Annotated in this window: 21 protein-coding genes, 1 tRNA gene and 1 pseudogene; 13 read left to right on the top strand and 10 right to left on the bottom strand. The window is 64.9% G+C overall.

The genetic code is table 11. The features are described 5' to 3' along the window. Positions 1-271 precede the first annotated feature (271 nt). Entirely contained in the window at positions 272-889 is a 618-nt protein-coding gene (locus ACFFWD_RS19480) for a flavodoxin family protein (protein WP_376968064.1), read from the top strand. Positions 890-1,050: 161 nt separating this feature from the next. Here ACFFWD_RS19480 and ACFFWD_RS19475 read toward each other — a convergent pair whose 3' ends face one another. From ACFFWD_RS19475 to ACFFWD_RS19465, 3 genes are all read right to left on the bottom strand, one after another. Next, entirely contained in the window at positions 1,051-1,977 is a 927-nt protein-coding gene (locus ACFFWD_RS19475; RefSeq protein WP_376968061.1) for an AEC family transporter, read from the bottom strand. Positions 1,978-1,979: 2 nt separating this feature from the next. Further along, on the bottom strand, positions 1,980-2,462 hold the full coding sequence (gene ruvX / locus ACFFWD_RS19470) for a Holliday junction resolvase RuvX (protein ID WP_376968059.1): 483 nt from the start codon (positions 2,460-2,462) through the stop codon (positions 1,980-1,982). A gap of 111 nt (positions 2,463-2,573) precedes the next feature. Continuing rightward, a complete protein-coding gene (locus ACFFWD_RS19465; RefSeq protein WP_376968056.1) occupies positions 2,574-3,464 on the bottom strand; it encodes a LysR family transcriptional regulator in 891 nt (296 codons plus the stop codon). A 101-nt stretch (positions 3,465-3,565) separates the two neighbouring features. On the opposite strand from ACFFWD_RS19465, the pseudogene ACFFWD_RS19460 reads away from it, so the two are divergent. From ACFFWD_RS19460 to ACFFWD_RS19420, 9 genes and pseudogenes are all read left to right on the top strand, one after another. Continuing rightward, a pseudogene (locus ACFFWD_RS19460) lies at positions 3,566-4,558 on the top strand (NAD(P)H-dependent flavin oxidoreductase); the annotation flags it as partial. 17 nt (positions 4,559-4,575) lie between these two features. Beyond that, entirely contained in the window at positions 4,576-5,652 is a 1,077-nt protein-coding gene (locus ACFFWD_RS19455) for an NAD(P)H-dependent flavin oxidoreductase (protein ID WP_376968053.1), read from the top strand. Positions 5,653-5,729: 77 nt separating this feature from the next. Next, complete coding sequence (gatC, locus tag ACFFWD_RS19450; protein ID WP_376968050.1) at positions 5,730-6,017, top strand: Asp-tRNA(Asn)/Glu-tRNA(Gln) amidotransferase subunit GatC; 288 nt, start codon at positions 5,730-5,732, stop codon at positions 6,015-6,017. 22 nt (positions 6,018-6,039) lie between these two features. After that, positions 6,040-6,282 (top strand): hypothetical protein, encoded by a 243-nt coding sequence (locus tag ACFFWD_RS19445; RefSeq protein ID WP_376968047.1) that lies wholly within the window; start codon positions 6,040-6,042, stop codon positions 6,280-6,282. Continuing rightward, complete coding sequence (gene gatA, locus ACFFWD_RS19440) at positions 6,279-7,754, top strand: Asp-tRNA(Asn)/Glu-tRNA(Gln) amidotransferase subunit GatA (RefSeq protein ID WP_376968044.1); 1,476 nt, start codon at positions 6,279-6,281, stop codon at positions 7,752-7,754. Before ACFFWD_RS19445 ends, gatA begins: the two co-directional genes overlap by 4 nt. Positions 7,755-7,757: 3 nt before the next feature. Continuing rightward, positions 7,758-8,039, top strand: a complete 282-nt coding sequence (locus tag ACFFWD_RS19435) for a hypothetical protein (RefSeq protein ID WP_376968041.1) — start codon at positions 7,758-7,760, stop codon at positions 8,037-8,039. 162 nt (positions 8,040-8,201) lie between these two features. Continuing rightward, positions 8,202-9,563 carry a patatin-like phospholipase family protein gene (locus tag ACFFWD_RS19430; protein ID WP_376968069.1) on the top strand — a complete coding sequence of 454 codons (1,362 nt, stop codon included), beginning with the start codon at positions 8,202-8,204 and terminating at the stop codon, positions 9,561-9,563. Between the two features lie 115 nt (positions 9,564-9,678). Beyond that, positions 9,679-11,166, top strand: coding sequence for an Asp-tRNA(Asn)/Glu-tRNA(Gln) amidotransferase subunit GatB (gene gatB, locus ACFFWD_RS19425; protein ID WP_376968039.1), 1,488 nt, complete (start codon positions 9,679-9,681; stop codon positions 11,164-11,166). A 1,530-nt stretch (positions 11,167-12,696) separates the two neighbouring features. Beyond that, entirely contained in the window at positions 12,697-12,963 is a 267-nt protein-coding gene (locus tag ACFFWD_RS19420) for a hypothetical protein (protein WP_376968036.1), read from the top strand. 107 nt (positions 12,964-13,070) lie between these two features. Here ACFFWD_RS19420 and ACFFWD_RS19415 read toward each other — a convergent pair whose 3' ends face one another. From ACFFWD_RS19415 to ACFFWD_RS19405, 3 genes are all read right to left on the bottom strand, one after another. Then, positions 13,071-13,232 (bottom strand): hypothetical protein, encoded by a 162-nt coding sequence (locus tag ACFFWD_RS19415; protein WP_376968034.1) that lies wholly within the window; start codon positions 13,230-13,232, stop codon positions 13,071-13,073. 101 nt (positions 13,233-13,333) lie between these two features. Then, a complete protein-coding gene (locus ACFFWD_RS19410; RefSeq protein WP_376968031.1) occupies positions 13,334-14,593 on the bottom strand; it encodes an MFS transporter in 1,260 nt (419 codons plus the stop codon). Beyond that, positions 14,590-15,045, bottom strand: a complete 456-nt coding sequence (locus ACFFWD_RS19405) for a PaaI family thioesterase (protein ID WP_376968029.1) — start codon at positions 15,043-15,045, stop codon at positions 14,590-14,592. The genes ACFFWD_RS19410 and ACFFWD_RS19405 overlap by 4 nt, the downstream gene beginning before the upstream one ends. 254 nt (positions 15,046-15,299) lie before the next feature. On the opposite strand from ACFFWD_RS19405, the gene gcvA reads away from it, so the two are divergent. Further along, positions 15,300-16,220, top strand: coding sequence for a transcriptional regulator GcvA (gene gcvA, locus ACFFWD_RS19400; protein WP_376968026.1), 921 nt, complete (start codon positions 15,300-15,302; stop codon positions 16,218-16,220). On the opposite strand, the gene ACFFWD_RS19395 is transcribed toward gcvA, so the two are convergent. Continuing rightward, positions 16,211-16,750 (bottom strand): AraC family transcriptional regulator, encoded by a 540-nt coding sequence (locus tag ACFFWD_RS19395; protein ID WP_376968067.1) that lies wholly within the window; start codon positions 16,748-16,750, stop codon positions 16,211-16,213. The genes gcvA and ACFFWD_RS19395 overlap by 10 nt on opposite strands. A gap of 30 nt (positions 16,751-16,780) precedes the next feature. Next, the gene (locus tag ACFFWD_RS19390; protein ID WP_376968023.1) at positions 16,781-16,984 is read right to left on the bottom strand and encodes an AraC family ligand binding domain-containing protein; all 204 of its coding nucleotides are present in this window, start codon (positions 16,982-16,984) and stop codon (positions 16,781-16,783) included. Positions 16,985-17,082: 98 nt separating this feature from the next. Between ACFFWD_RS19390 and ACFFWD_RS19385 the strand changes: the two genes are divergently transcribed. Then, positions 17,083-17,985, top strand: coding sequence for a DMT family transporter (locus ACFFWD_RS19385; RefSeq protein ID WP_376968020.1), 903 nt, complete (start codon positions 17,083-17,085; stop codon positions 17,983-17,985). A gap of 453 nt (positions 17,986-18,438) precedes the next feature. Here the strand turns inward: ACFFWD_RS19385 and ACFFWD_RS19380 are convergent. Both ACFFWD_RS19380 and ACFFWD_RS19375 read right to left on the bottom strand, forming a co-directional pair. Continuing rightward, positions 18,439-18,532, bottom strand: a tRNA-Ser gene (locus ACFFWD_RS19380). 249 nt (positions 18,533-18,781) lie between these two features. Further along, entirely contained in the window at positions 18,782-21,199 is a 2,418-nt protein-coding gene (locus ACFFWD_RS19375) for a transglycosylase SLT domain-containing protein (protein WP_376968017.1), read from the bottom strand. A gap of 295 nt (positions 21,200-21,494) precedes the next feature. Here ACFFWD_RS19375 and dapA point away from each other — a divergent pair, with 295 nt between their 5' ends. Next, the gene (gene dapA / locus ACFFWD_RS19370; protein WP_376968015.1) at positions 21,495-22,385 is read left to right on the top strand and encodes a 4-hydroxy-tetrahydrodipicolinate synthase; all 891 of its coding nucleotides are present in this window, start codon (positions 21,495-21,497) and stop codon (positions 22,383-22,385) included. Positions 22,386-22,399: the final 14 nt, after the last annotated feature.

Raw genomic sequence — 22,399 nt, 5'->3', positions numbered from 1 at the left:
TTGCAACATCGAGGGTGAGTCGCCTCATTTTGTGGAGGGGACATACAGTCTAGCAGACTCGGACGCCGTTGGCTGGTAGCTGGTGAGGGGTGTGAAATAGCTGGCCTACCCTCCTGACTGATTCTCGCGAACTGATTATCCTGCAGCGCGACGACTTTCATACCGTCACCAACTCCGCGCATAGTTCAGCGAAGCGTACTGAACTCTTTGCGAATAAGCCGGCGGCCAACATGCCGACGGCAGGTGTCATGACCAACAAGGAGGGACTGTTATGAATAAGCGAAAGTTTCTAAAGCAAGTAGGAGCCGCTTCTGTGGCAGCAGGCCTGATCCTCGCCAGCAGGTCGAGTGAGGCACAAGCACCAGCCGGAGATGTGAAGGTTTTGATCGTGTACCACTCAGTCACCGGAAATACCGAAAAGATGGCTCAAGGAGTTGCCGAGGGTGCCAACGGTGTCTCTGGCACAAGCGTCGTTCTGAAAAAAGTGGGCGAGGTGACAGGCGACGAGCTGTTGGCCTGTGACGCGCTCATCGTTGGATCGCCAGTCTACTATGCAAACATGGCCGGCGAGATAAAGACCTTCTTTGATAACTGGTTACTCAAGTTCCGCTTCGCATTTACCGACTTCAAGATGCGTAACAAGATTGGCGGGGCTTTCGTAACAGGAGGTGCGATTTCAAACGGCAAGGAAACAACAATGCAATCTATCCATGCCGCGATGCTGATCAATCAGATGAGCGTGGTGAGCGGAGGAGGAGCATTTGGTGCGAGCGCGACAACCGGGCCTGATTCCCCCGGCATCGATGAAAAGGAATTAGAGGCTGCGCGTGCTCTGGGTAGACGTGTTGCGGAATTTGCCGCCATAACTAAGCGCGGTTCAAAGTCATAAGTGGCGCAGATGAGTGAGGGCTCAGTAGAGGCGGCGCCCTCACTACAACATACCCGGTGGAGTGAAATGACCGCTTCTGGCCCAAAGCCGACATGCATCCATGTCGGCTTCAACGTCGCCCTTCAAGGGCAAAGTCGACGAGCTGATTTTATGAGTACGCTCTAAAGCCGAACCGCAGCAATCGCGATCGGCATCGTGATCGCCGCCAGGATCGTCTGCAGCGTGATGATCTGGGCGAGCAGCGGCGCGTCGCCGCCCATTTGGCGGGCCATCACATAGGCGGAGGGGGAGGTCGGCACCGCGGCGCAGGCCGCGACGATGGCGAGATTGGAGCCGGCGACGCCGAACCACACCGCGAGCGCGACCGTAAGCACGGGCATCAGGACGAGTTTCAGGACCAATGCGACGCTAGCGGCGAGGCTGGGGCGGAAGATACCTTCCAGATGCAATCCGGCACTGGTGACCAGCAGGCCGATCGCCAGCGACGAGCCACCCAAGGCATCGGCGACATCATGCCAGATCTGGGGCAGGGGGATGTGCGCCACGTTGATGGCGAGCCCGATCACGCAGGCCCAGATCAGCGGGTTCTGTACGACTGTTATGACGACCGCGCTGGCCGATTTCTTCTTCGGTGAGGCGTAGCGTGCGAGCACGGCGACGCTGAACACATTGACCAGCGGGATGATCGCGACCATCGCGACCGACGCGAGCGCAAGGCCGACGCTGCCATAGAGATTGCGGGATACCGACAGCGCGACATAGGTCTGCCAGCGTGTGGCGCCCTGGAAGATCGAGGTAAAGGCCGGGCCGTCGACCCCGGCGCGGGCGAGCAGCCCCCGCAGCGCGAGACAGAGCAGCGACATCACGAGCGCCGATAGCAGCAGCGCACCACCGACGCCCGCGACCGGCACCTTGGTGAGATCGGCCTTCACCAGGGTCTGCACCAGCAGCACCGGGAACAGCACGTAATAGGTCAGCCGTTCTAACCCGTGCCATTGCGTGTCCAGTGGCATTAGCGTGCGCTTCAGGACAAAGCCCAGCACGATCAGCAGGAAAACCGGCAACAGCGCCGCAATCACCACCGCCATGGTCAGCGGTCCCCGCGCAGCTTCGCGAGCCGGTCGAGCGCGCCTTGAAGAATGAAGATCGCGGCGTGCTCGTCGATCACCTCGGCGCGCCGCGCGCGGCTGACGTCCATCCCGATCAGCTCACGTTCGACCGCCGCGGTCGAGAGCCGCTCGTCCCACAGCGCGATCGCAAGCGGGGTGAGGTTCGCGAGGTTGCGCGCGAACGCCCGGGTCGATTGCGCGCGCGGGCCTTCGCTGCCGTCCATGTTGATGGGCAGGCCGAGCACGAAGCCGACGACGCTGCGCTCGCCCGAGATAGCGAGCAGCCGCGCCGCGTCCGCCTTGAACGCCTTGCGCTGGATCGTCTCCACGCCGGTCGCGAGCCGCCGATCCGGATCGGAGACGGCGACGCCGATGGTCTTGGTGCCGAGATCAAGCCCGATCAACGCGCCGCGTTCGGGCCAGTGCGCTGCAGCGTCGACCAGGGGAAGGATGGGAGCGGGCATGGCCAGCGCATACCATGCGCCCGCGCGGTGAGGCAAAGCCCGATCAAGGCGTGGCGTCCATGCGAAAACGCCACGCCAGAGCCGGTCATGCCGCGTTTCGCAGGCCGTCGCTCAAGCCGCGATGACGCGTTCGTCGCCGGAGAGGCAGGCCGCAAAGCCCTGCAGCGCGCTGTACTGGTGCGCGGTGCGGCGCTGGATGAACAGCGTCTCGACATGCGCATGCTGCGGGCTGAGCTTGTGGACGTTGATGTCGCGGCTCACGTGATCGCGCTCGACGACGGCGCGGGGGAGCATGGTCACGCCCATGTCGGCGGCAACACAGCCGATCATACCGTCGAGCGTGCCGAGCTCGAAGCGCGCGGCCGATGGCCAGCCGAATTCGGCGAAGACCTGTTCGAGCCGCTGCCGGTAGGTGCAGCCGGTGCGGAACACAAGCGCAGTCGGCCCCGACTCCGGTGTCCCGGCGCGCAGTTCGGCAAGGCTCTTCCAACGCCGCGCGGTGACGAGCACCAACTCTTCGCGGAAGGCCACCGCCGAGATCAGCTCGGCGTGCTCGATCGGCCCGGCGACAAAGGCGCCGTCGAGCGAACCGTCGAGCACGGCCGCAACGAGATCGGCGGTTGGTGACGTGCGCAGCGTCAGGCGCACCGCGGGGAAGCGGCGATGGAATTCGGCCAGCAGCGTGGGCAGGCGCACCGCGGCCGTCGTCTCCATCGAGCCGATCGAGAGCGGGCCCTTCGGCTCGCCGTCGTCACGCGCGGCAAGCACGGCCTCGCGCGACAGTGCCGCCATGCGTTGCGCGTAGGGCAATAGCCTGCGGCCGGCGCCGGTCAGGGTCATGCCGCGGCTGTGCCGCTCGAACAGCGCAGTCCCGATCTCGGCCTCCAGCGCCTTGATCCGCTGGGTGACGTTGGACTGCACGGTATTGAGTTCGTCGGCGGCGCGCGTAATGCCGCCGAGCCGGGCGACGGTGGAGAAGGTAAGGAGATCGGTCAGTTCCATCGCGGAAACCGTTTCCTTTTAGAGATATCAACGTTCTCTAGTATTCATTTTCCGAGAATGTTAGGCCGGCCTAGGCTTGCTGTCCAGAACAGGGAGCAAGCCGGGAGCAACCCATGTCGATCCGCACCGAATTGACGGCACTTCTCGGCATCCGGCATCCGATCCTGCTGGCGCCGATGGACACGATCTCCGGCAGTCGGCTGGTGCGGGCCGTCAGCGACGCCGGCGGCTTCGGCATTCTGGGCGGTGGCTATGGCGACAGGGCGCGGCTTGAGACTGAGACCACGAAGCTGAAGGGTTTTGCAAATCCGTTCGGCATCGGCTTCATCACCTGGAGCCTCGCCAAGCAGCCCGAGCTGCTCGACATTGCGCTCGCTGCCAATCCACGCGCGGTGATGCTGTCGTTCGGCGATCCCGCGCCGTTTGCACCGAAGATCAAGGCGCGTGGCGCGCTCCTGATCTGCCAGGTGCAAAGCGAGGAGATGGCGCAGCAGGCGCTGGACTGCGGCGCCGACATCCTGATCGCGCAGGGCACCGAGGCGGGCGGTCACGGCGCCGCGCGCACCACGATCGACATTGTGCCCGCGATCATCGACTTCGTGGCTGGGCGTGTGCCCGTCGTCGCCGCGGGGGGCATCGCCGACGGACGTGGCTTGGCGGCGATGATGATGCTCGGCGCATCCGGCGTGCTGATGGGCACGCGCTTCTATGCCAGTGTCGAGGCCGACGCTCTCGACGAGGCGAAGCGGCGGATACGCGATGCCAGGAGCGGCGAGACCGTGCGCGGCGTCGTGTTCGACTGGTCGCGCAAGCTGATCTGGCCGTCGCCGTTCACCGCGCGCTCGCTCCCCAACGACCACCTGCGGCGCTGGAGCGGCCGCGAAATCGAACTGATGCAGCGTGCGGATGAGATCGCGGTGGATTATGCGGCGGCGAGAGCCGCGGGTAATTTCGACGTCGCCGCGGTCTTTGCCGGTGAGTCCGCCGGCCTGATCCACGACATTCCACCGGCGGCTGAGATCGTCGGCCGCATCGTCGCCGAGGCCGAGCAGTCGTTGCAGGGCCGGCGCAACTCCATCGCTTCCGTCGCCTGAAACCCAAGAGACATACCATGTGGCCCGACCGCCGGATTATCGACCTGTTCAAGACTGAATTCCCGATCGTGCTCGGGCCGATGGCGGGCGTGATGGATGCGGAGCTGGCGATTGCGGTCGCGCAAGGCGGTGGCGTGGCCTCGCTGCCGTGCGCGATGATCACGCCGGAGAAGGCGCGCGAGCAGGTCCACATCTTCCGTCAGCGCGTCTCGGCACCGATCAATCTGAACTTCTTCTGCCACAAGGCGGTCGACGCCGATCCTGCGCGCGAGGCGATCTGGCGGCAGCGGCTCGCGCCCTACTATCGCGAGCATGGGCTCGACCCGAACGCGCAAATCAATGCCGCGAACCGTGCACCGTTCGATGCCGCCTTCTGCGCTGTCGTCGAGGAGCTGAAGCCCGAGATCGTCAGTTTCCATTTCGGCCTGCCGGAGCCGAAGCTGCTTGAACGGGTGAAGGCGATCGGCGCCGTCATCCTGTCGTCGGCGACGACGGTGAAGGAGGCGGTCTGGCTCGAGGAGAACGGCGCCGACGTTATCATCGCGCAAGGCGCGGAGGCCGGCGGCCATCGCGGCATGTTCCTGAGCGAGAATATCGCCGAGCAGCCGGGCACCTTCGCGCTGGTGCCGCAGGTGGTCGATGCGGTGAAGGTGCCTGTGATCGCGGCGGGCGGCATCGCCGATGGACGCGGGATCGCGGCGGCATTCGTGCTCGGCGCCTCCGGCGTGCAGATCGGCACCGCCTATCTGCGCTGCCCCGAGTCCAAGGTCATTCCGGCGGCGCGGGCGGTGCTGGCGCAGGCGAGGGACGATTCGACCGTCATCACCAATGTGATGACCGGCCGCCCGGCGCGCGGCGTCGCCAACCGCCTGATGCGCGAGGTCGGGCCGATCTCGCCCGACGCGCCGGCTTTCCCGCATGCCGCGACCGCCCTCGGACCGCTCAAGGTGGCTGCCGAAAAGCTCGGCAAGGTCGATTTCACCAATGTCTGGGCCGGCCAGGCGGTCAGGATGGGCCGCGAAATGCCGGCGGCCGAGCTGACCCGGGCGCTGGCGGGCGCCGCATTGGCCCGGATGGGCCAGATCGCGGGCTAGGTTTCAGCCGCGGTTGCAGCGCAAAAGGGGCCTCTGCTATACGGCTGGCTGACCTTTCAGACCCGAGGCCCTATATAATGTCCGTTGATGCCACGACCGTCCGCCGCATCGCGCATCTGGCGCGGATTGCGGTCAGCGACGCCGAAGTTCCCCATCTCCAGGGCGAGCTGAACGCGATGCTGGCCTTTGTCGAGCAGCTGTCGGAGGTGAACATCGACGGCGTCGAGCCGATGACCTCGGTAACGCCGATGGAGATGAAGAAGCGCGCCGACGTGGTCAATGACGGCGAGATTCCCGACGTCATCGTCAAGAACGCGCCCGACACGGTCGACCATTTCTTCCTGGTGCCGAAGGTGATCGAGTAACCCTCTCAAGGACGACGGTCCGATGTGTCTGCTCTGCGACGACGAGAAGGCCTACAAGGCCTACATGGACTTCCTCGACCTCATGGAGAAGCAGGGCAAGACCGCCGATCCGAACCAGGCGATCGACGCCGTGCTCGACCAACTCGAAGCGCTCGACGCGGCGCGCGCCAAGGAAAATGCCAACAGAAATGCCAATCCCTGGCAAGACGATCCCGCCAACGACAAGACCCTGTCTCCGTTCTTCTGCAGCCCGATCAATAAATGACTGATTTGACATCGATGACGATCGCCGAGGCCAAGGCTGGCCTCGCGAGCAAGTCTTTCACCGCGCTCGAACTGACTGACGCGCATCTTGCGGCGATCGAAGCCGCACGCGTGCTCAACGCCTATGTGCTGGAAACGCCGGACCGCGCACGCGAGATGGCGAAAGAAGCCGATGCGAAGATTGCGAAGGGTGAGGGCGGTCCGCTCGCCGGCATCCCGCTTGGCATCAAGGACCTGTTCGCCACTCGCGACATCCGCACCACGGCGTGTTCAAAAATCCTCGGCAATTTCATCCCGCCCTACGAGTCGACCGTGACCTCGCAGCTCTGGCGCGACGGCGCCGTGCTGCTCGGCAAGCTCAACAATGACGAGTTCGCGATGGGCTCGTCGAACGAGACCTCGTGCTTCGGCCCGGTCACCAATCCGTGGCGGCGCGAGGGCAGTAACACCACGCTGGTGCCGGGCGGCTCGTCCGGCGGTTCGGCCTCGGCGGTGGCGGCAGCTCTCTGCATGGGCGCGACCGCGACCGACACCGGCGGTTCGATCCGCCAGCCGGCAGCGTTCACCGCGACCGTCGGCATCAAGCCAACCTATGGCCGCTGCTCGCGCTGGGGCATCGTCGCGTTCGCGTCCTCGCTCGACCAGGCCGGTCCGATCGCGCGCAGCGTGCGCGACTCCGCGATCCTGATGCGCTCGATGGCAGGGCACGATCCCAAGGACACGACGTCGGTCGACGTTGCCGTGCCTGATTACGAGGCCGCGATCGGAAAGTCCGTGAAGGGCATGAGGATCGGCATCCCGAAGGAATATCGTCTCGACGGCATGCCGGCCGAGATCGAAAAGCTCTGGAGTGAAGGCGCCGCATGGCTGAAGGCGGCCGGCGCCGAGCTCGTCGAGGTGTCGCTGCCGCACACCAAATACGCGCTGCCGGCCTATTACATCGTGGCGCCGGCGGAAGCTTCCTCCAACCTCGCGCGCTATGACGGCGTGCGCTACGGCCTGCGCGTGCCGGGCCGCGGCGTCACCGAGATGTATGAGGGCACCCGCGCCGAAGGCTTTGGGGCCGAGGTGCGACGGCGCGTGATGATCGGCACCTATGTGCTCTCGGCCGGCTACTACGACGCCTATTATCTGCGCGCGCAGAAGGTGCGCACGCTGATCAAGAAGGATTTCGAGGACTGCTTCGCCAAGGGCGTCAACGCGATCCTGACACCGGCGACGCCGTCGGCGGCGTTCGGCATCGGCGAGAAGGGCGGTGCCGATCCGGTCGAGATGTATCTCAACGACATCTTCACGGTGACCGTGAACATGGCGGGCCTGCCAGGCATCGCCGTTCCCGCCGGCAAGGACGCGCAAGGGCTGCCGCTCGGCCTGCAGCTGATCGGCCGGCCGTTCGACGAGGAGACGCTGTTCTCGCTCGGCGAGGTGATGGAGCAGGCCGCCGGCCGCTTCACGCCGGCGAAATGGTGGTGAGCGATGGCCGAGTTCCGCGCCAGTCTCGTTGAGGCCGCGCCGGACAAGACGCTATCGCCGCCGCTTCGGGCGTTGTGGTGGGCCGCCAAGGGTGACTGGGACCAAGCGCACCGGATCGTGCAGGACGAGAGCGACGCCAACGCGGCCTGGGTGCACGCCTACCTGCATCGCGTCGAAGGCGACCTTGGCAACGCCGGTTATTGGTATCGCCAGGCCGGCCAGCCTGTTGCGAAGGACGCGCTCGAGGCGGAGTGGGAGCGGATCGTCACCGCGCTGCTGACGTAGCGCGCCTGACCAGGTTGGTGTCGGAGCACCTCGAATATTAACCCTGTCTGCGCCTGCCATGCCGGCGCCCTGATTGACCGTGATAGGCTTGGCGGATGCGGGGTGGGGCCTGCGAAGAGAATTTGCGTGCGCGCGTCTGACATAGGGGGCTGGCTGTCGGCAATGCTGGTGGCCGTTGTGGCGGCAGGCCTTGCGGGGTGTGCGACCGTCTACAATCTGCCCGGCAATGCGCCGCTTGGCACCGCGCTCGCCGACAACAATATCGCCCGCGACCTTCCGACCTACCAGGATGACCTGCTGCTCGCGCTGTCGTTTTCCGGCGGCGGCACGCGCGCTGCGGCGTTCTCCTTCGGCGTGCTGCAGGAGCTTGACCGTTCCCGTTCCGGCTCGGCCGAAGCAAAGTCGTTGCTCGATCGCGTCGACTTCGTCTCCGGCGTCTCGGGTGGATCGGTGACGGCTGCCTATTTCGGTCTCAAGCGGCGCGCCGCGCTCGACGATTTCCGCGAACGCTTCCTGCTGCGCAATGCGGAGGAAGGACTGAAGACCCAGATCTCGCTCGGCAATATCGGTCGCGCGCTTGGCGGCGGCGTCAACGACAGCCAATTCACCGATTGGCTGGATCGCAACCTGTTCGACGGCGCGCGCTTCGAGGCATTGCCCGACGAGCGGCGCCCGCGGGTCTGGATCAACGCCTCCGACATCTACAACCGCACGCCGTTCGTGTTCGGCAAGACCGCCTTCGACGCGCTGTGCAGCGACATCCGCTCCTACCGCGTGGCGGAAGCGGTGGCGGCGTCGGCCGCGGTGCCGCTCGCATTCGCGCCGATCGTGCTGGAAACCTATCCCGGCGGCTGCGCGGCGACGTTGCCGTCATGGCTCGAGGGCGTCAGGCACGACCCGAACGCGCAGCCGTTGTTGCGTGCCTATGCCGAAGCCCAGACGCGCTACCACGACGGCTCGATGCGTTACGTCAAGCTGCTCGACGGCGGCCTCGTCGACAATTTCGGCCTGTCCGGCCTCAGCATCGGGCTATTGGCGGCCCAGCGGCCGTATGAGCCGCTCACCGAACGGCAGGCGGCGAAACTCAGGCGCATCCTGTTTCTGGTCGTCGATGCCGGGCGCGGCGTGTCCGGCGACTTCGTGCAGACGGTCGAAGGGCCGAACGGCGTCGAGCTCGTCGCCGCTGCCGCCGATACCGCGATCGACGCCAGCGTGCGGTCGAGCTATGCCGCGTTCACGGCGCTCGCCAACGATTGGTCGGGCAAGCTGAAGCGCTGGCGCTGCGGCCTGTCGGCCGCGGAGCGCAGCCGCCTGGGTGTCGGCGCGAACTGGAAATGCGGCGATGTCGGCATCTATATCGAGCGCGTCGGCTTCGACCGGCTGGGGCCGGAGCGCGCAGGTCTCCTGAACGCCATCCCGACGCGGTTCTCGCTGCCGGCGGAGCAGGTCGATCAATTGATTGCCGGCGGGGCGGATGCGCTGCGCGCGAGCAAGGCCTACCAGTCGTTCCGGCACGGGCTTTAAAGCGCGATCCGGGCCCGGATCATGCGCTGAGGCGGCTTGACTGCCGGGAGCGGTTGCGCGAAGCCCAATCCGGCCCAGATATCCCAGATATGACTTTGTCCGGAAACCAAGACCCATGAATGCACCTGCCGCACCCCACAAGCTGATCAAAGGCGCGACCGGCGACTGGGAGGTCGTGATCGGCATGGAGATCCATGCCCAGGTCACCTCGAATTCAAAACTGTTCTCGGGCGCGTCGACCGCGTTCGGCGGCGAGCCGAACAGCCACGTCTCACTGGTCGATGCCGCGATGCCGGGCATGCTGCCCGTCATCAACGAGGAGTGCGTCCGTCAGGCGGTGCGTACCGGTCTCGGGCTGAATGCGAAGATCAACCTGCGCTCGGTGTTCGACCGCAAGAACTATTTCTATCCGGACTCGCCGCAGGGCTACCAGATCAGCCAGTACAAGTCGCCGATCGTCGGCGAGGGCGAGGTGTTGCTCGAGCTCGACGGCGGCCGCAGCGTCACGATCGGGATCGAGCGGCTGCATCTGGAGCAGGACGCCGCCAAGTTGCTGCACGATCAGTCGCCGACGATGTCCTATGTCGACCTCAACCGCTCCGGCGTCGCGCTGATGGAGATCGTCTCCAAGCCCGACATCCGCGACGCCGAGCAGGCCAAGGCCTATGTCACCAAGCTGCGCTCGATCCTGCGCTACCTCGGCACCTGCGACGGCGACATGGAGAAGGGCAATCTGCGCGCCGACGTCAACGTCTCGGTGCGCCGCTTTGGCGAGACCGCATTCGGCACCCGCTGCGAAATCAAGAACATGAACTCGGTCAACTTCATCGGCCAGGCGATCGAGTACGAGGCGCGGCGCCAGATCGAGATCATCGAGGACGGCGGCACTATCGACCAGGAAACCCGGCTGTTCGACCCGAACAAGGGCGAGACGCGCTCGATGCGCTCCAAGGAAGAGGCGCACGACTACCGTTACTTCCCCGATCCCGACCTGTTGCCGCTCGAGTTCAGCCAGGCCTTCGTCGACGATCTCAAGGCGGAGCTGCCAGAGCTGCCGGATCAGAAGAAGACCCGTTTTATTACGGGCTTTGGCCTGTCGCCGTATGATGCGAGCGTGCTGGTGGCCGAGCGCGAGAGTGCCGACTTCTACGAGACGGTGCTGTCAGGTCTCGCCGACAAGGCGCGCGACGGCAAGCTCGCCGCGAACTGGGTGATCAACGAACTGTTCGGGCGGCTGAACAAGGAGAGCCGCGACATCGCGGCCTCGCCGGTGTCGGCCGAGCAGCTTGCTGCGATCGTCGATCTGATCGGCGAGGGGACGATTTCCGGCAAGATCGCCAAGGACTTGTTCGAGATTGTCTGGCAGGAAGGCGGCGACCCGCGCGCGCTCGTCGAAGCGCGCGGAATGAAGCAGGTCACCGATCTCGGCGCGATCGAAAAGGTCGTCGACGACATCATCGCGGCCAACCCGGACAAGGTCGCGCAAGCCAAGGCGAAGCCGCAACTGGTCGGCTGGTTCGTCGGTCAGGTGATGAAGTCGTCCGGCGGCAAGGCGAACCCGCAAGCCGTCAACGATCTGCTCAAGTCCAAGCTCGGTATCTGAACCAAACGAAAGCGACGACGCTATCCTTGGCCCATGATCCTCCCGGAAAACCGGTGCCCACTTTTCCGGATAATGCTCCTGCGTCGTCTCTTTCGGCATCGTCGCGCACCCGTGAGCGCGACGTGATCTCGCCTCACACCTGCCGTTCATCGTCGCGATGACGCCCGTCGCCACCGAATCGCCGGAACCGCGATTCGTCCGGAAATCCGGTTTTGGCGACCGCTGATGGGGCAAAACGGGCTTACCCACGAAATTTTTTTCAGCGCCAGAATCTGTGACTCGGGGACCGCGCCGAGATGTTTTTCGTCGGCGGCATCGACGCATGACGATGACGATCGTGCATCGAGCGACGAAATGCGAATTCACGAAAGGCCTGCAGAACAAGCCTTTCCTGCGATATCGACAAATGCCGATGTCGAGCGGCTGCTGCACTTCTTGCATCGTTGCGCGAACGCATCGACGATTTGTCCGACGCAGCGCGCTGCACGATGGCGCATCTCTGCGTCAACACTTCCTTAAGCTGGACGCTGTTTTTTTCGCTCTGTTGGTGTATTCGGGATGTCGTGCATTTCGATTCCCGAGTGCACGCAGCGAACCAAGCCATCTCACATACTGGAGGGCAACATGGCTAAGAAGGCAAAGAAGGCGAAGAAGGCGAAGAGCGCAGTGAAGAAGACTGCGAAGAAGACCCGCAAGGTCGCCAAGAAGAAGAAGTAAGCCTCTCGCCTTTGAGAGGATTGCCGGCGGCTTGAAGCCGGCACGTCACGAGAGCCAGCGGCAAGTTTGTTTTCAAAGCTCCTGCTGAGAGGCAAACTCCCCCAAGGCTCTGGTTGACGAAAGAGGGTGTCGGCGAGACATCAGGTCAAACGGCTGGATCGTATTTCGGCAAGACTTCGCTCCCCAACGGGAGCCTGCTCTTCCAAAACCGGTCCGGCAGAAGAAACGAGAGATTTCTTCGTTCGGTGCGGATCCCTCCTGGTTCCGCAATTTCACCGGCGCCAATGCCCAAGTGAAATCTGGCCCTGACGTGATCGCCGACGCCCTCGTTCCGGCGGCCCGCGCACTCCGCGCCCGGCGCCAGTTTCCAGATATTTCCGACAACAAACTGTTCGAACCGCCCGAGCGAGGTGCGGTCTCCGTCTTGTCGCGCCCGTGGACAGCCACGCGGCCGTTGCCAGCGGCGACCACTTGCGTCCGTATCGGCAATGCCGGCATCCGGCGTTTGTCCGCAATGGTTATCGTTGTCCGAAATGCCAGGGTAAACCGGCGTTCACGAATGCCGGGAAGTGCCTGTGGCACAGGCACTTCTGCGATTCCTGAAAGTCGCGCGCCGGCCGCGAATTTACACCCCGTTCATCGCGATACTTAAACCGCTCTTCAAATTTGCTGGGCCATGATCACCCCAACAAGCCGGCGAACGGCAAGCGCATGATCCGCACGATCAGCGCAGGGGACGAAGAGGCGTTTTGACAGTGGACGGGGGCCGCGCTCGGGGGAGGGCGGCCAATAACAAAATGGGGAGTTGCGACAATGTTTCAGGGCTTCATCGATCAGGACACCGCCATCCCGGTTGCGGCCACCGCGATCCAGGACGTGCTGTTCGAACGTGGTCTCTACTGGGCAAGCGGCCGCTCCGGCGTGGTTAATCTCGTCGCGGCGCACAAATGGTTCAACCTCGCCGCCCTGAAGGGCCGCGCTGACGCGATCACGATGCGTCGCGAGGTCGCCGAGCAGATGTCCGACGTCGAGATCGCCACGGCCCAGCGCGAAGCGCGCGCCTGGATGACCACTCACTAAAGGCTCGACGACGCGTCCGGCATTGACGGGCAGGTCGGCCTGGCGCCCATCCCGCGCCGTGAGCGACATATCATCGGCTCGCGCCGAAGCGGCGCCGGTCCGACACCCTAGAGCCAATACCGCACCGCGTAGATCACGCTCATTGCGGCGCCTGCCACGATCACGAATTGCCTGACGATGTGGCCGGGAAGAACCCGGATCAGGCGACCGCCGGCATATCCGCCGATCAATGCCCCGAGCAGCATCGCCATCGTTTCCGGCCATCGCACGGCGCCCTCGGGGCAGAACGGGTCATCGCAAGCTAAGGAACCAGGGATCATCACCAGTCAGTGGCGGAGTGTACCACGACCGGCCACCGAAGCGCGATGCGTCATGACCGTACGACCGCTGCAATCGGCGAGCCGGTCTTCATCGTGGCCACCGCGATGAGGGCTGCGACGACGTTGGCGGCCGCGCTGATCGCAACCGGGAAGACGTAGCTGTGGCTGATGTCGAACGCAAAGCCGGCGGCGCTCGGGCCTAACAGCGTCCCGATCGCGACGCTGGTGTAGAGGATTCCGATGATACCGCCGACATTGCGGCCGCCGAAATGGTCGGTAACGACAGCGGGCAGGATCGCGACCCAGCCGCCATAGAATACGCCGAACAGCAGCGCGAAGCCCACCAGCGGCCAGAACCCGCCGGCAACCGCCCAGATCGCGAGCGACGCGGCCATTCCGACATACATCGCGATCAGGAAGGCATCCCGTCCGACCCGATCGGCAATACCGCCGAGGAAGAAGCGGCCGGCGGTGCTGCCGACGCCGATCGTCCCGAGCAGCAGCACCGCGGCCGCGGGCGCCACCTGGTGGTCGACGGCATAGGGGACGAGATGCACGAAGGGCACAAACACGCCGAATGCGCTGATCAGGCATGTCGCATAGAGCCCGGCGAAGCGCGCGGTGCGGACCGCTTCGCGCACCGACACGCCGTGCCGGACCGGCGAACTCGCGAGCGGGTCGAGCGGAGCACCATCGGGTCCGACGCCGTGCCGGCGCGGATCATCCGCGATCAGGAACGATGACCCGACGCCGACGATCGCGGCGAAGAAGCCGAGGACGAGGTAGGCGTCGCGCCAGCCCAGGCTTGCGATCAGCCAGGTCGCGAGCGGCGGCATGACGAGCGTGCCGACGCCGATCCCGCTGACCGCCAGACCCGACGCGAAGCCGCGCCGTTTGACGAACCAGCGTTGCACTGCGCCGAGCGTCGGCACGTAGGCGCAGCCGACGCCCGCGCCAATGCCGATGCTGTAGGCGGCATAGACCTGAACGATGGTCTGCGCGCGGCCGGCCAGCATGAGGCCGAGGCCGACCAGCGCCATGCCGATAGCCGCAAGTCGTTTCGCGCCCCAGCGGTCGGCAAGCGGGCCCGAGATCATGCCGAGACCGAAATATAGGAAGCCGGCGAAGGAAAACACCAGCGATACGGAGCCGCGGGAGGCGCCGAAATCGCGTTGCAGGGAGTCCACGAAGGAGCTGAACGTATAGGCGCTGCCAAAGCCGATGAACGTCACGACAAAGGCTGCTGCCACGACGAACCAGCCGTAGAACAGCTTTGTTTTGGGGTGGTCGGTCACAGCAGTGGTCCTCATGATTGTTCGGATGGCATTGCGGGCCGAGGAGGCTTGCCCGGCGGCGGATAGAGCAGCATCTGGGTGCAGCGAAACAGCGCGATCGTCTTTCCCGTCGTCTCACTCCGGAGCTCTGCGTCCCAGACCTGGGTCGTGCGCCCGGCATGAACGAGCCGCGCCTCGCAGCTCACAATTCCCTCGCTGATGGCGCCGATGAAGTTGGTCTTCAGCTCGCCGGTCGCGAAGCCGTGGGCACCATCGGGCAAGGACGCGAGGCATCCGAAGCCGCACGCCGTGTCGGCCAGCGCCACGATCGCCGCGCCGTGCAGAAGTCCGTGCGGCGAAAAGTGCTTGGCCGCGATCTGAAAGCGGCCGCGGACATAGCCCTTGTCGGCCTCGATCCATTCGAACTCGAGCACGCCGGGCAGGCTGCCGGCTTGCGACGCATTGATCCGATCGACGCGCGAGGTCATGCCGCGGCTTCCGCGACGGAAACGTGCCGCGCACAAGGAGATGTCGTCATTCTGTCGCTCCATTGGTGACGCAAGGGCGATCGGCTGCGAGGGCGGTTCGCGATTACGTTTTCGGTAGAAAATCTAATCTATGGTACGCAGGTTCTCCGCGTTGACGCGGCCAATGATGCTCGGATACTCTGACAAAGCACACGAAAGCGCCGCTTCGCAAACCAGAATTCCTGCGCGATATTGATTAGAAAATCTAAATCGAAATGGACCCTAAGATCCCGCCTTTGAACGCGTTGAAGGCCTTCGAGGCCGCTGCCCGCCATCTCTCGGTGAAGCTCGCGGCCGAGGAGCTGTGCGTGACGCCTGGCGCAGTCAGCCAGATGCTCAAGACGCTCGAGACCCATCTCGGTGTGCGGCTGTTCGAGCGCGTGCCGCGCGGCATCTATCTCACCGACGCCGGGCGCGATTATCTGCCCTCGATCCGCAATGCGTTTCGCCAGATCGCGGAAGCGTCGCGCCGTGTCGCCGCGTCGACCGACGCCGGCGTTCTCACGGTGAGCGTCACGCCGTTCTTTGCTTCCGCCTGGCTCGTGCCGCGCATGGCCTCGTTTCAGGACGCCCATCCCGAAATCGATCTGCAGATCGTCACCAGCAGTGCGCTGGTGGACTTTTCGCGCAGCGGCGTCGACGTCGCTATCAGGCACGGGCTTGGCCGCTATTCCGGCCTGCGCAGCGATCGCGTCGTGACGGTGGAGATGGTGGTGGTCGCGGCGCCGTCGCTCGTCGCCCGGCTTGGCCGGCCGAAACGTCCTGCCGATCTCGCGCACTGGCCCCAGGTGCATGACGCCGAGCGCAAGGGATGGAGCCTTTGGTTTCAGACCAACGGCGTCGACGAGGTGCGCGCACCGCGTGGTCCGTCGTTCGACGACACCAGTCTGCTGCTCAAGGCGGTGATGTCAGGGCAGGGCGCCGGCCTGCTGCCGGCGGCGATGGTCGCCAACGAAATCGAGAGCGGCGAGCTGATCCAGCTGCTGGATACCGCGCAGATGGAAGACTTCGCCTATTATCTCGTCTGTCCGGCGCACAAGCAGGATCAGCCGAAGATCGCGGCGTTCCGGGAGTGGATCCTGGGGCAAGCCCAAACGGCTCACGCCGAGAGATCGCCGACGGTGGCCTATCGATAGAACGCGTTCGGCGGCACGCCAAAATGCTTGCGGAACATCGCGGTGAACGCGCTCTGGCTGGCATAGCCGCTGTCGAGTGCGACGTCGACGATCCGCTCGCCGCGCGCAAGACGTTCGAGGGCGAACAGAAGGCGCGCCTGCTGGCGCCATTCGCCGAACGTCATGCCGGTCTCTTTCGCGAACAGGCGATGGATGGTCTTCGACGTCACGTTCAGCTTGCTTGCCCATTGATCGGCGGTCGAGGTGTCGTCCGGATGAGTGGCCAGCGCCTGGCAAATCCGGCGTAGCCTGACGTCGCGCGGCATCGGCAGATGCAGCGGCAGCACGTCGATTTCGCGCAGCTCGTCGAGCAACAGATGCATTAGCCGTTCATCGCGCGTGCCGGGCGCATAGTCGAGCGGGACGCCCATCGCGGCGACGAACAGCTCGCGCAGCAGCGGCGACACCGCAAAGACGCAGCTCGAGGGTGGCAGGTTGGGCGCGGCGCGCGGATCGACGAAAACGGTGCGGATATTCACCGCGCCGCACATGCGCACGTTGTGCTCGAGCCCGGCGACAAGCTACACCGCGCGATTGGGCGGCACCACCCACGTTCCCTCCGCGGAGCGCACGATCATGACGCCCTCGATCGCGTAGAGCAGCTGGCCGCGCGGATGCGCATGCGGGCCGGTCGAGGCGCCGCTCGGATAGTCGATCTCCATCGCCGCCATCGGCCGTGCGGTGGCGTGGTAGTCGAGATGCCGAATGATCAATTCGTCGAGCATGTCCCAATCTCGCTAGGGGTGGTCATTCTAGCGTGAGACGGACGTCTGCGCGACCGGCTAGCTGCTGCGGTTCATCTCGTTCAACGCAAAGCCGGATCATGTTCAGAAAGACAGCAGCTCTCTATCCGTTCGTCGCCATCGTTCTATGGGCCGGCAACGTCATCGTGTCGCGCCTCTCAGCGCACACGATCGGCCCGCAAGCGATCACGTTCTACCGGCTTCTGGTCGCGGTGCTCCTGATGACGCCCTTCATCGCGTGCGCCACCTGGCGCAATCGGCACGCGATCTGGCCGCATGTCGGTCAACTCGCGATCCTCGGCTTTCTTGCGATGTGCCTGTTCCAGAGCTTGTCGTATCTCGTGGCCGAAACTACGACGGCGACCAACATGGCGGTGTTCACTGCGCTCACGCCGCTGCTGACGGTCGGCCTCAGCGCGGCGCTGCTCGGCGAAGCGCCGACGCTCGGCATGATCTGCGGTGCGCCGCTGGCCTTCGCCGGCCTCGTCTATCTCGTCAGCGGCGGCGACCTGTCGTCGCTGCTGCGGAATGGTGTGCATGCGGGTGACGCGCTGATGTTGCTCGCGGCCATCGTCTATGCGCTCTACGGCGTGCTGCTGAAGCGATGGAGCCTGCCGATCACCGGTTGGCAATCCACCTACATGCAGGCGCTCTGCGCTCTCGCGGTCATGTTTCCCGCGTTCCTCGCAACGCCGGCGCCGCTGCGCGTGCTCAACGCCGAAACGCTGCCGTTGATCTTCTATGCCGGCGGGCTTGCATCGGTGGTGCTTCCGTTCCTGTGGATTCGCGGCGTGCAGCAGCTCGGTCCGAACCGCTGCGCGATCTTCATGAATCTGCTGCCGGTGCTGACCGCGGCCGCCGCGATCGTGATGTTGGGCGAGCCGGTGAAGCCGTTTCACATCGTCGGCGGCGGACTGGCGTTGCTCGGCGTCGCATGCGCCCAAGCCTTCCAGCAGCCGCCGAAGGCCGCGCGCCATGCGTGACAACTCGCAAGTTGCAGATTGGTGATCTCGCCGTTTTGATCGCATGTGAGAGGCCTAAGCAGAATACGGCGTGGCGGTCGGCGATCAATTGTTCGGTGAAACGGAGCAATTGCGATGCGTGCTGCTTTCTTGACGTTGCCCTTGGGCCTGCTGGTGTGGGGGGCGGTTGCCGACGCCGCGACGGTGGGTCACCCGCGCGTGCGTCGGCCGGTCATTGTTCGTCCGAGCCAGGAGGTGGTGCCCCCTGGCTGGTACAAGTTTCCTGGCTGGAGGCCCATTCCGCCCGAGGAGAACAGAAACCTCGACCCGTCGAATCGCGGCAGCGGTTGACTTGCAACCGGCTCCGGCGCGGCGAGGTTTGACGACAATCGCAAAGCGGTGCCCGCAACCTGGCGCTCAAGGTCACGCGGCAATGCGCTCGGGGCGCGGCGGTCGATCAGGGTTTTGGGGGGCTGGCGGAGACGGAGGGATTCGAACCCTCGATAGGCCTTTACAAGCCTATAACGGTTTAGCAAACCGCCGCCTTCAGCCACTCGGCCACGTCTCCAATGGCGCCGATATGCCCGAGAGGGCGCTGAGCCGCAAGCGGCAGATTCAGATTGCGGCAAGGTGATTTGGTGGCATTTCCGGTGCAGCCGGCCCTACGGCCCCCGGCGAGCCTTTATAGATGGTGTCGATCGGGCCGCTCCGGCCCGATTCTTCTCAGGAAAGTTATTTCCTAACAATAGCTTAGGTCGAATCTGGTTGCGGTCGAGCGCGCCGGGTCAAGCGCCTGTTGAAAACTGAACGCCGCGGTTCATTCCACGCTCGCGCCGCGGCGCAGGTCGGCCTCGATCTGCAGTTTTGTGCCGCCGCCGAACCGGGCGCGATAGACCTGCAGGTTCTCCATGATCCGCTGCACGTAGTTCCGCGTCTCCGAGAATGGAATCAGCTCGACCCAGTCGACCGCGTCGATCTTCGGGTCGCGCGGATCGCCGTAGCGGTCGATCCACTTCTTCACGCTGCCGCGGCCGGCATTGTAGGCGGCGAAGGTGAGGATGTAGGAGCCGCGATAGTCCTCGAGAAGGCCGCCGAGCTCGGCCGCGCCGAGCATTGCGTTGTAGACCGGATCGGTCTTCATCCGGTTGAGATCGAAGCCGATGCCGGCGCGCTTGCAGACGTAGCGGCCGGCCTCCGGCGTCACCTGCATCAGGCCATAGGCCTGCGCCGGCGACACCACCGCCGGATTGAACGCGCTTTCCTGGCGCGCGATCGCATAGACGATGCTCTGCTCGACCTCCGGTCCGACCTGGCGGAATGACGGAATGCCGTTGACGGGGTAGGCGTAGTGGTCGAACGGCAGGCCGCGATTGAGCGCGGACTTGCCCATCAGCAGCATGCCGCGCGCATCGCCATGGCGCGCCGTCAGTTCGCCGAGGCCGGCGAGCGCTTCGGGATCGCCATTGTCGCCCATGTCGCCGAAGATCGGGATCGCAAGCTCGCGCTCGTCGAGCTCGTAGAGCAGCCCGACCGCGCGGACGATCTCGAGCCGCTCGGCGCCGCGGCCGCGCGGCACGCCGTTCAACTCGATCTGCGGCAGGCCGAGCTTGGCGCGCGCAAGCTGGCCGTAATAGCTCGTCGACTGCTCGGCCGCGCGGCCATAGGCGGCGCGCGCCTCCTGGCTGCGGCCGGCGGCCTCCGCGGCGCGGCCCTGCCAGTAGCCGGCGCGCGCCAGCGCCGTCGGGTTGGCGCTGCCGACGCCGATCCGCGCGAAGTGCTGTGCGGCGAGCGAGGGATCGTTGAGGAAGCGCAGCGCGATCCAGCCCGCGGTGAATTCCTGTTCGGTCTTGTAGATGTCGCGGGCGGGAAGGGCGGCGTCGCGCGCGATCAGATAGGCGCTGCGGAATTCATTGACGTCGATCATCTTGCGCGCGAGCAGCCGGCGCTCGATCCACCATTCGTCGACGTTGAAGAGACGGGAGGCCTCCTTCGGCGCGCTCATCATCAGCTGCGCGGCCTCGGTGAATTTCTCCTCGCGGCGGAGCAGCTGGATCCTGGCGAAGATGTAGCCGGTGTCGCCGGAGAGCTCGCGCGGCACCGCTTCGAGCAGCGCGCGCAGGTTCGATCCCTTGCGGGTGGCGGCGCTGCGCGCTTTCGCCAGCGCCATATAGCCCGAGCCGAGGCGCTTGGCCGCACGCATGCCGGCGGCCTCGTTGTCGGTGCCGTAGAGCATCGTGTCCATGCGCGCCTTGTGGTCGCCGGCGGTGAGGAACGATCCGAACAGATCGAGCGCGGTGGTCTCGGTGTCCTCGCTCATCGGGTCGTTGCGCCAGGCCTCGCGCACCAGCCGCTCGGCATTGCCGCGGTCGCCGCGCGCGATCATCGCTTTCGCCAGCGCGAAGCGTCCCTTCGCCGACACCGGCGATTCATTCTCGAACCACGACCAGACCGCGGAATCCTCGCGGTGGTCGTCCCATAGCGCGGCCTCGAGCCGGCGGCGCAGGAAGGTCTGCGACGGCCAGCTCGGATTGGCATTGAGGAAGGCGCGATAGCGTTCGACGGAGGCGCCGTTGTCCTCGCTGCGCAGGATCAGCCATTCCGCGAGCTTGCGCGCCACCGGATCTGATATCGAGGCTTCGGCCTGCGTCGCATCGCTGGCCTTGCGCTTGCGCAGGAGCTCGATGATGGTCTCGAGCGTGTGCTTGTCGTCCTGCGAGGTCGACGAGGTCGCGGCCACGGCCGCAGGGGTGACCGGCTTGCGCGTCGCGGGCGCGGCATGCTGGCGGGTCGCCGGAACCAGCGCAGGTGCGACGGCATTCGCGGGGGCTGGCTTGTTCGGCAGGGTTCCAGTGACTTTGGGAACGGCGGGCTTGGCCGCGCTCGTCTTGGCCGCGTGAGTTTTGGCCGGGCTAGTTTTGATAGCGTCGGCTTTGGCAGCGCTGGTCTTGGCAGGACTTGTTGTTGTCTTTGCCGCGTCGGGCTTGGGAGTGCTGGGCTTAGAAAGGCCGCTCTTGGTGGTATTCGTCTTGGCAGCAGTCGTCTTCGCAGCGCTAGTCTTCGCTGTGGTCGTCTTGGCGGCGGGCTCCTTGGAAGCCGTACTGTCGGCAGGCTTTGCTGTTGGAACCTCCGCTGCGGCCCAACCACCGGCCGCTATGGTGCCGAAGCCGACCACAAGCGCCAGGCTGGTCGCCAGCGCCGTCGATCGCAATGTGGCTGCGCGGGCCAAACGGGTCACGGTGTCCTCTGCGGCGGGCGAATCATCAGATCGCTCAGGCGTTTGGCTCTTATTTGATGGAATATGTGGACAAAACACTAAAAACCGGCGCGGTGCGGCTGTTTGCGCCAGCACCACGGCAAAATCGCGGCTGGGATAGGTACGGCGCGGCCCTTTCGCCTGTCCGCCAGACCCGATATGAATGCCCGATCACTGCGTTTTCGCGTGAACCGGACACCGGTTCGCTCGCCGAAAGCGCGTCAAAACCAAGATCCGCAGGCCAAGCCGCAAGCTCTTTAGCGTTTGGAGGACATCCATGGCAGCCAAGACAAAATTCCGGGGTTCTTTCACCGCCTTGGTCACGCCCTTCAAAAACGGCTCGGTCGACGAGGCCGCGTTCCGCAGCCTGGTGAACTGGCAGATCGCCGAGGGCACCCATGGTCTCGTGCCGGTCGGCACCACGGGCGAGAGCCCGACGCTCAGCCATGACGAGCACAAGCGCGTGGTCGAATGGTGCATCGAGGAGGCCAAGGGCCGGGTCCCGGTGATCGCCGGTGCCGGCTCCAACTCGACCAAGGAAGCGATCGAATTGTCCGAGCATGCCGAGAAGGCGGGCGCGAACGCGGTGCTGATCGTGACGCCGTACTACAACAAGCCGACCCAGGAAGGCATGTACCAGCACTTCAAGGCGATCAACGACGCGATCGGCATTCCGATCATCATCTACAACATCCCGCCGCGCTCGGTGATCGACATGTCGGTCGACACCATGACGCGGCTGTTCGAATTGAAGAACATCGCCGGCGTCAAGGACGCCACCGCCAGCATGGTGCGGGTGTCGCAGCAGCGCGCGGCGATGGGCGAGGACTTCAACCAGCTCTCGGGCGAGGACGCGACCATCCTCGGCTACATGGCGCATGGCGGCCATGGCTGCATCTCGGTGACCTCGAACGTCGCCCCGCGGCTGTGCGCGGAATTCCAGACCGCCTGGCAGAAGGGCGACGCGGCCACGGCACTCAAGATCCACGACAAGCTGATGCCGCTGCACACCAACCTGTTCATCGAGAGCAACCCGGCGCCGGTCAAATACGCGATGTCGCTGCTCGGCAAGATGGACGAGAAGCTGCGCCTGCCGATGGTGCCGGTCACCGAATCCACCCGCGCCGCGGTCCGCAGCGCCATGGTGCATGCCGGCCTGATCAACTGAGACGGCCGCGGACC

It is taken from the genome of Bradyrhizobium erythrophlei, from assembly GCF_042430365.1.
Classification (GTDB): Bacteria; Pseudomonadota; Alphaproteobacteria; order Rhizobiales; family Xanthobacteraceae; genus Bradyrhizobium; species Bradyrhizobium erythrophlei.
The sequence above is the reverse complement of the archived record's forward strand: the minus strand, read 5'-3'. Positions and strand labels throughout refer to the sequence as shown.

Excerpts from the sequence above, each read along its gene's own strand:
- ACFFWD_RS19480 (WP_376968064.1), top strand. The coding sequence starts at position 272 with ATGAATAAGCGAAAGTTTCTAAAGCAAGTAGGAGCCGCTTCTGTGGCA.
- ACFFWD_RS19475 (WP_376968061.1), bottom strand. The coding sequence starts at position 1,977 with ATGGCGGTGGTGATTGCGGCGCTGTTGCCGGTTTTCCTGCTGATCGTG.
- ruvX (WP_376968059.1), bottom strand. The coding sequence starts at position 2,462 with ATGCCCGCTCCCATCCTTCCCCTGGTCGACGCTGCAGCGCACTGGCCC.
- ACFFWD_RS19465 (WP_376968056.1), bottom strand. The coding sequence starts at position 3,464 with ATGGAACTGACCGATCTCCTTACCTTCTCCACCGTCGCCCGGCTCGGC.
- ACFFWD_RS19455 (WP_376968053.1), top strand. The coding sequence starts at position 4,576 with ATGTGGCCCGACCGCCGGATTATCGACCTGTTCAAGACTGAATTCCCG.
- gatC (WP_376968050.1), top strand. The coding sequence starts at position 5,730 with ATGTCCGTTGATGCCACGACCGTCCGCCGCATCGCGCATCTGGCGCGG.
- ACFFWD_RS19445 (WP_376968047.1), top strand. The coding sequence starts at position 6,040 with ATGTGTCTGCTCTGCGACGACGAGAAGGCCTACAAGGCCTACATGGAC.
- gatA (WP_376968044.1), top strand. The coding sequence starts at position 6,279 with ATGACTGATTTGACATCGATGACGATCGCCGAGGCCAAGGCTGGCCTC.
- ACFFWD_RS19435 (WP_376968041.1), top strand. The coding sequence starts at position 7,758 with ATGGCCGAGTTCCGCGCCAGTCTCGTTGAGGCCGCGCCGGACAAGACG.
- ACFFWD_RS19430 (WP_376968069.1), top strand. The coding sequence starts at position 8,202 with ATGCTGGTGGCCGTTGTGGCGGCAGGCCTTGCGGGGTGTGCGACCGTC.
- gatB (WP_376968039.1), top strand. The coding sequence starts at position 9,679 with ATGAATGCACCTGCCGCACCCCACAAGCTGATCAAAGGCGCGACCGGC.
- ACFFWD_RS19420 (WP_376968036.1), top strand. The coding sequence starts at position 12,697 with ATGTTTCAGGGCTTCATCGATCAGGACACCGCCATCCCGGTTGCGGCC.
- ACFFWD_RS19410 (WP_376968031.1), bottom strand. The coding sequence starts at position 14,593 with ATGAGGACCACTGCTGTGACCGACCACCCCAAAACAAAGCTGTTCTAC.
- ACFFWD_RS19405 (WP_376968029.1), bottom strand. The coding sequence starts at position 15,045 with ATGACCTCGCGCGTCGATCGGATCAATGCGTCGCAAGCCGGCAGCCTG.
- gcvA (WP_376968026.1), top strand. The coding sequence starts at position 15,300 with ATGGACCCTAAGATCCCGCCTTTGAACGCGTTGAAGGCCTTCGAGGCC.
- ACFFWD_RS19395 (WP_376968067.1), bottom strand. The coding sequence starts at position 16,750 with ATGTGCGGCGCGGTGAATATCCGCACCGTTTTCGTCGATCCGCGCGCC.
- ACFFWD_RS19390 (WP_376968023.1), bottom strand. The coding sequence starts at position 16,984 with ATGCTCGACGAATTGATCATTCGGCATCTCGACTACCACGCCACCGCA.
- ACFFWD_RS19385 (WP_376968020.1), top strand. The coding sequence starts at position 17,083 with ATGTTCAGAAAGACAGCAGCTCTCTATCCGTTCGTCGCCATCGTTCTA.
- dapA (WP_376968015.1), top strand. The coding sequence starts at position 21,495 with ATGGCAGCCAAGACAAAATTCCGGGGTTCTTTCACCGCCTTGGTCACG.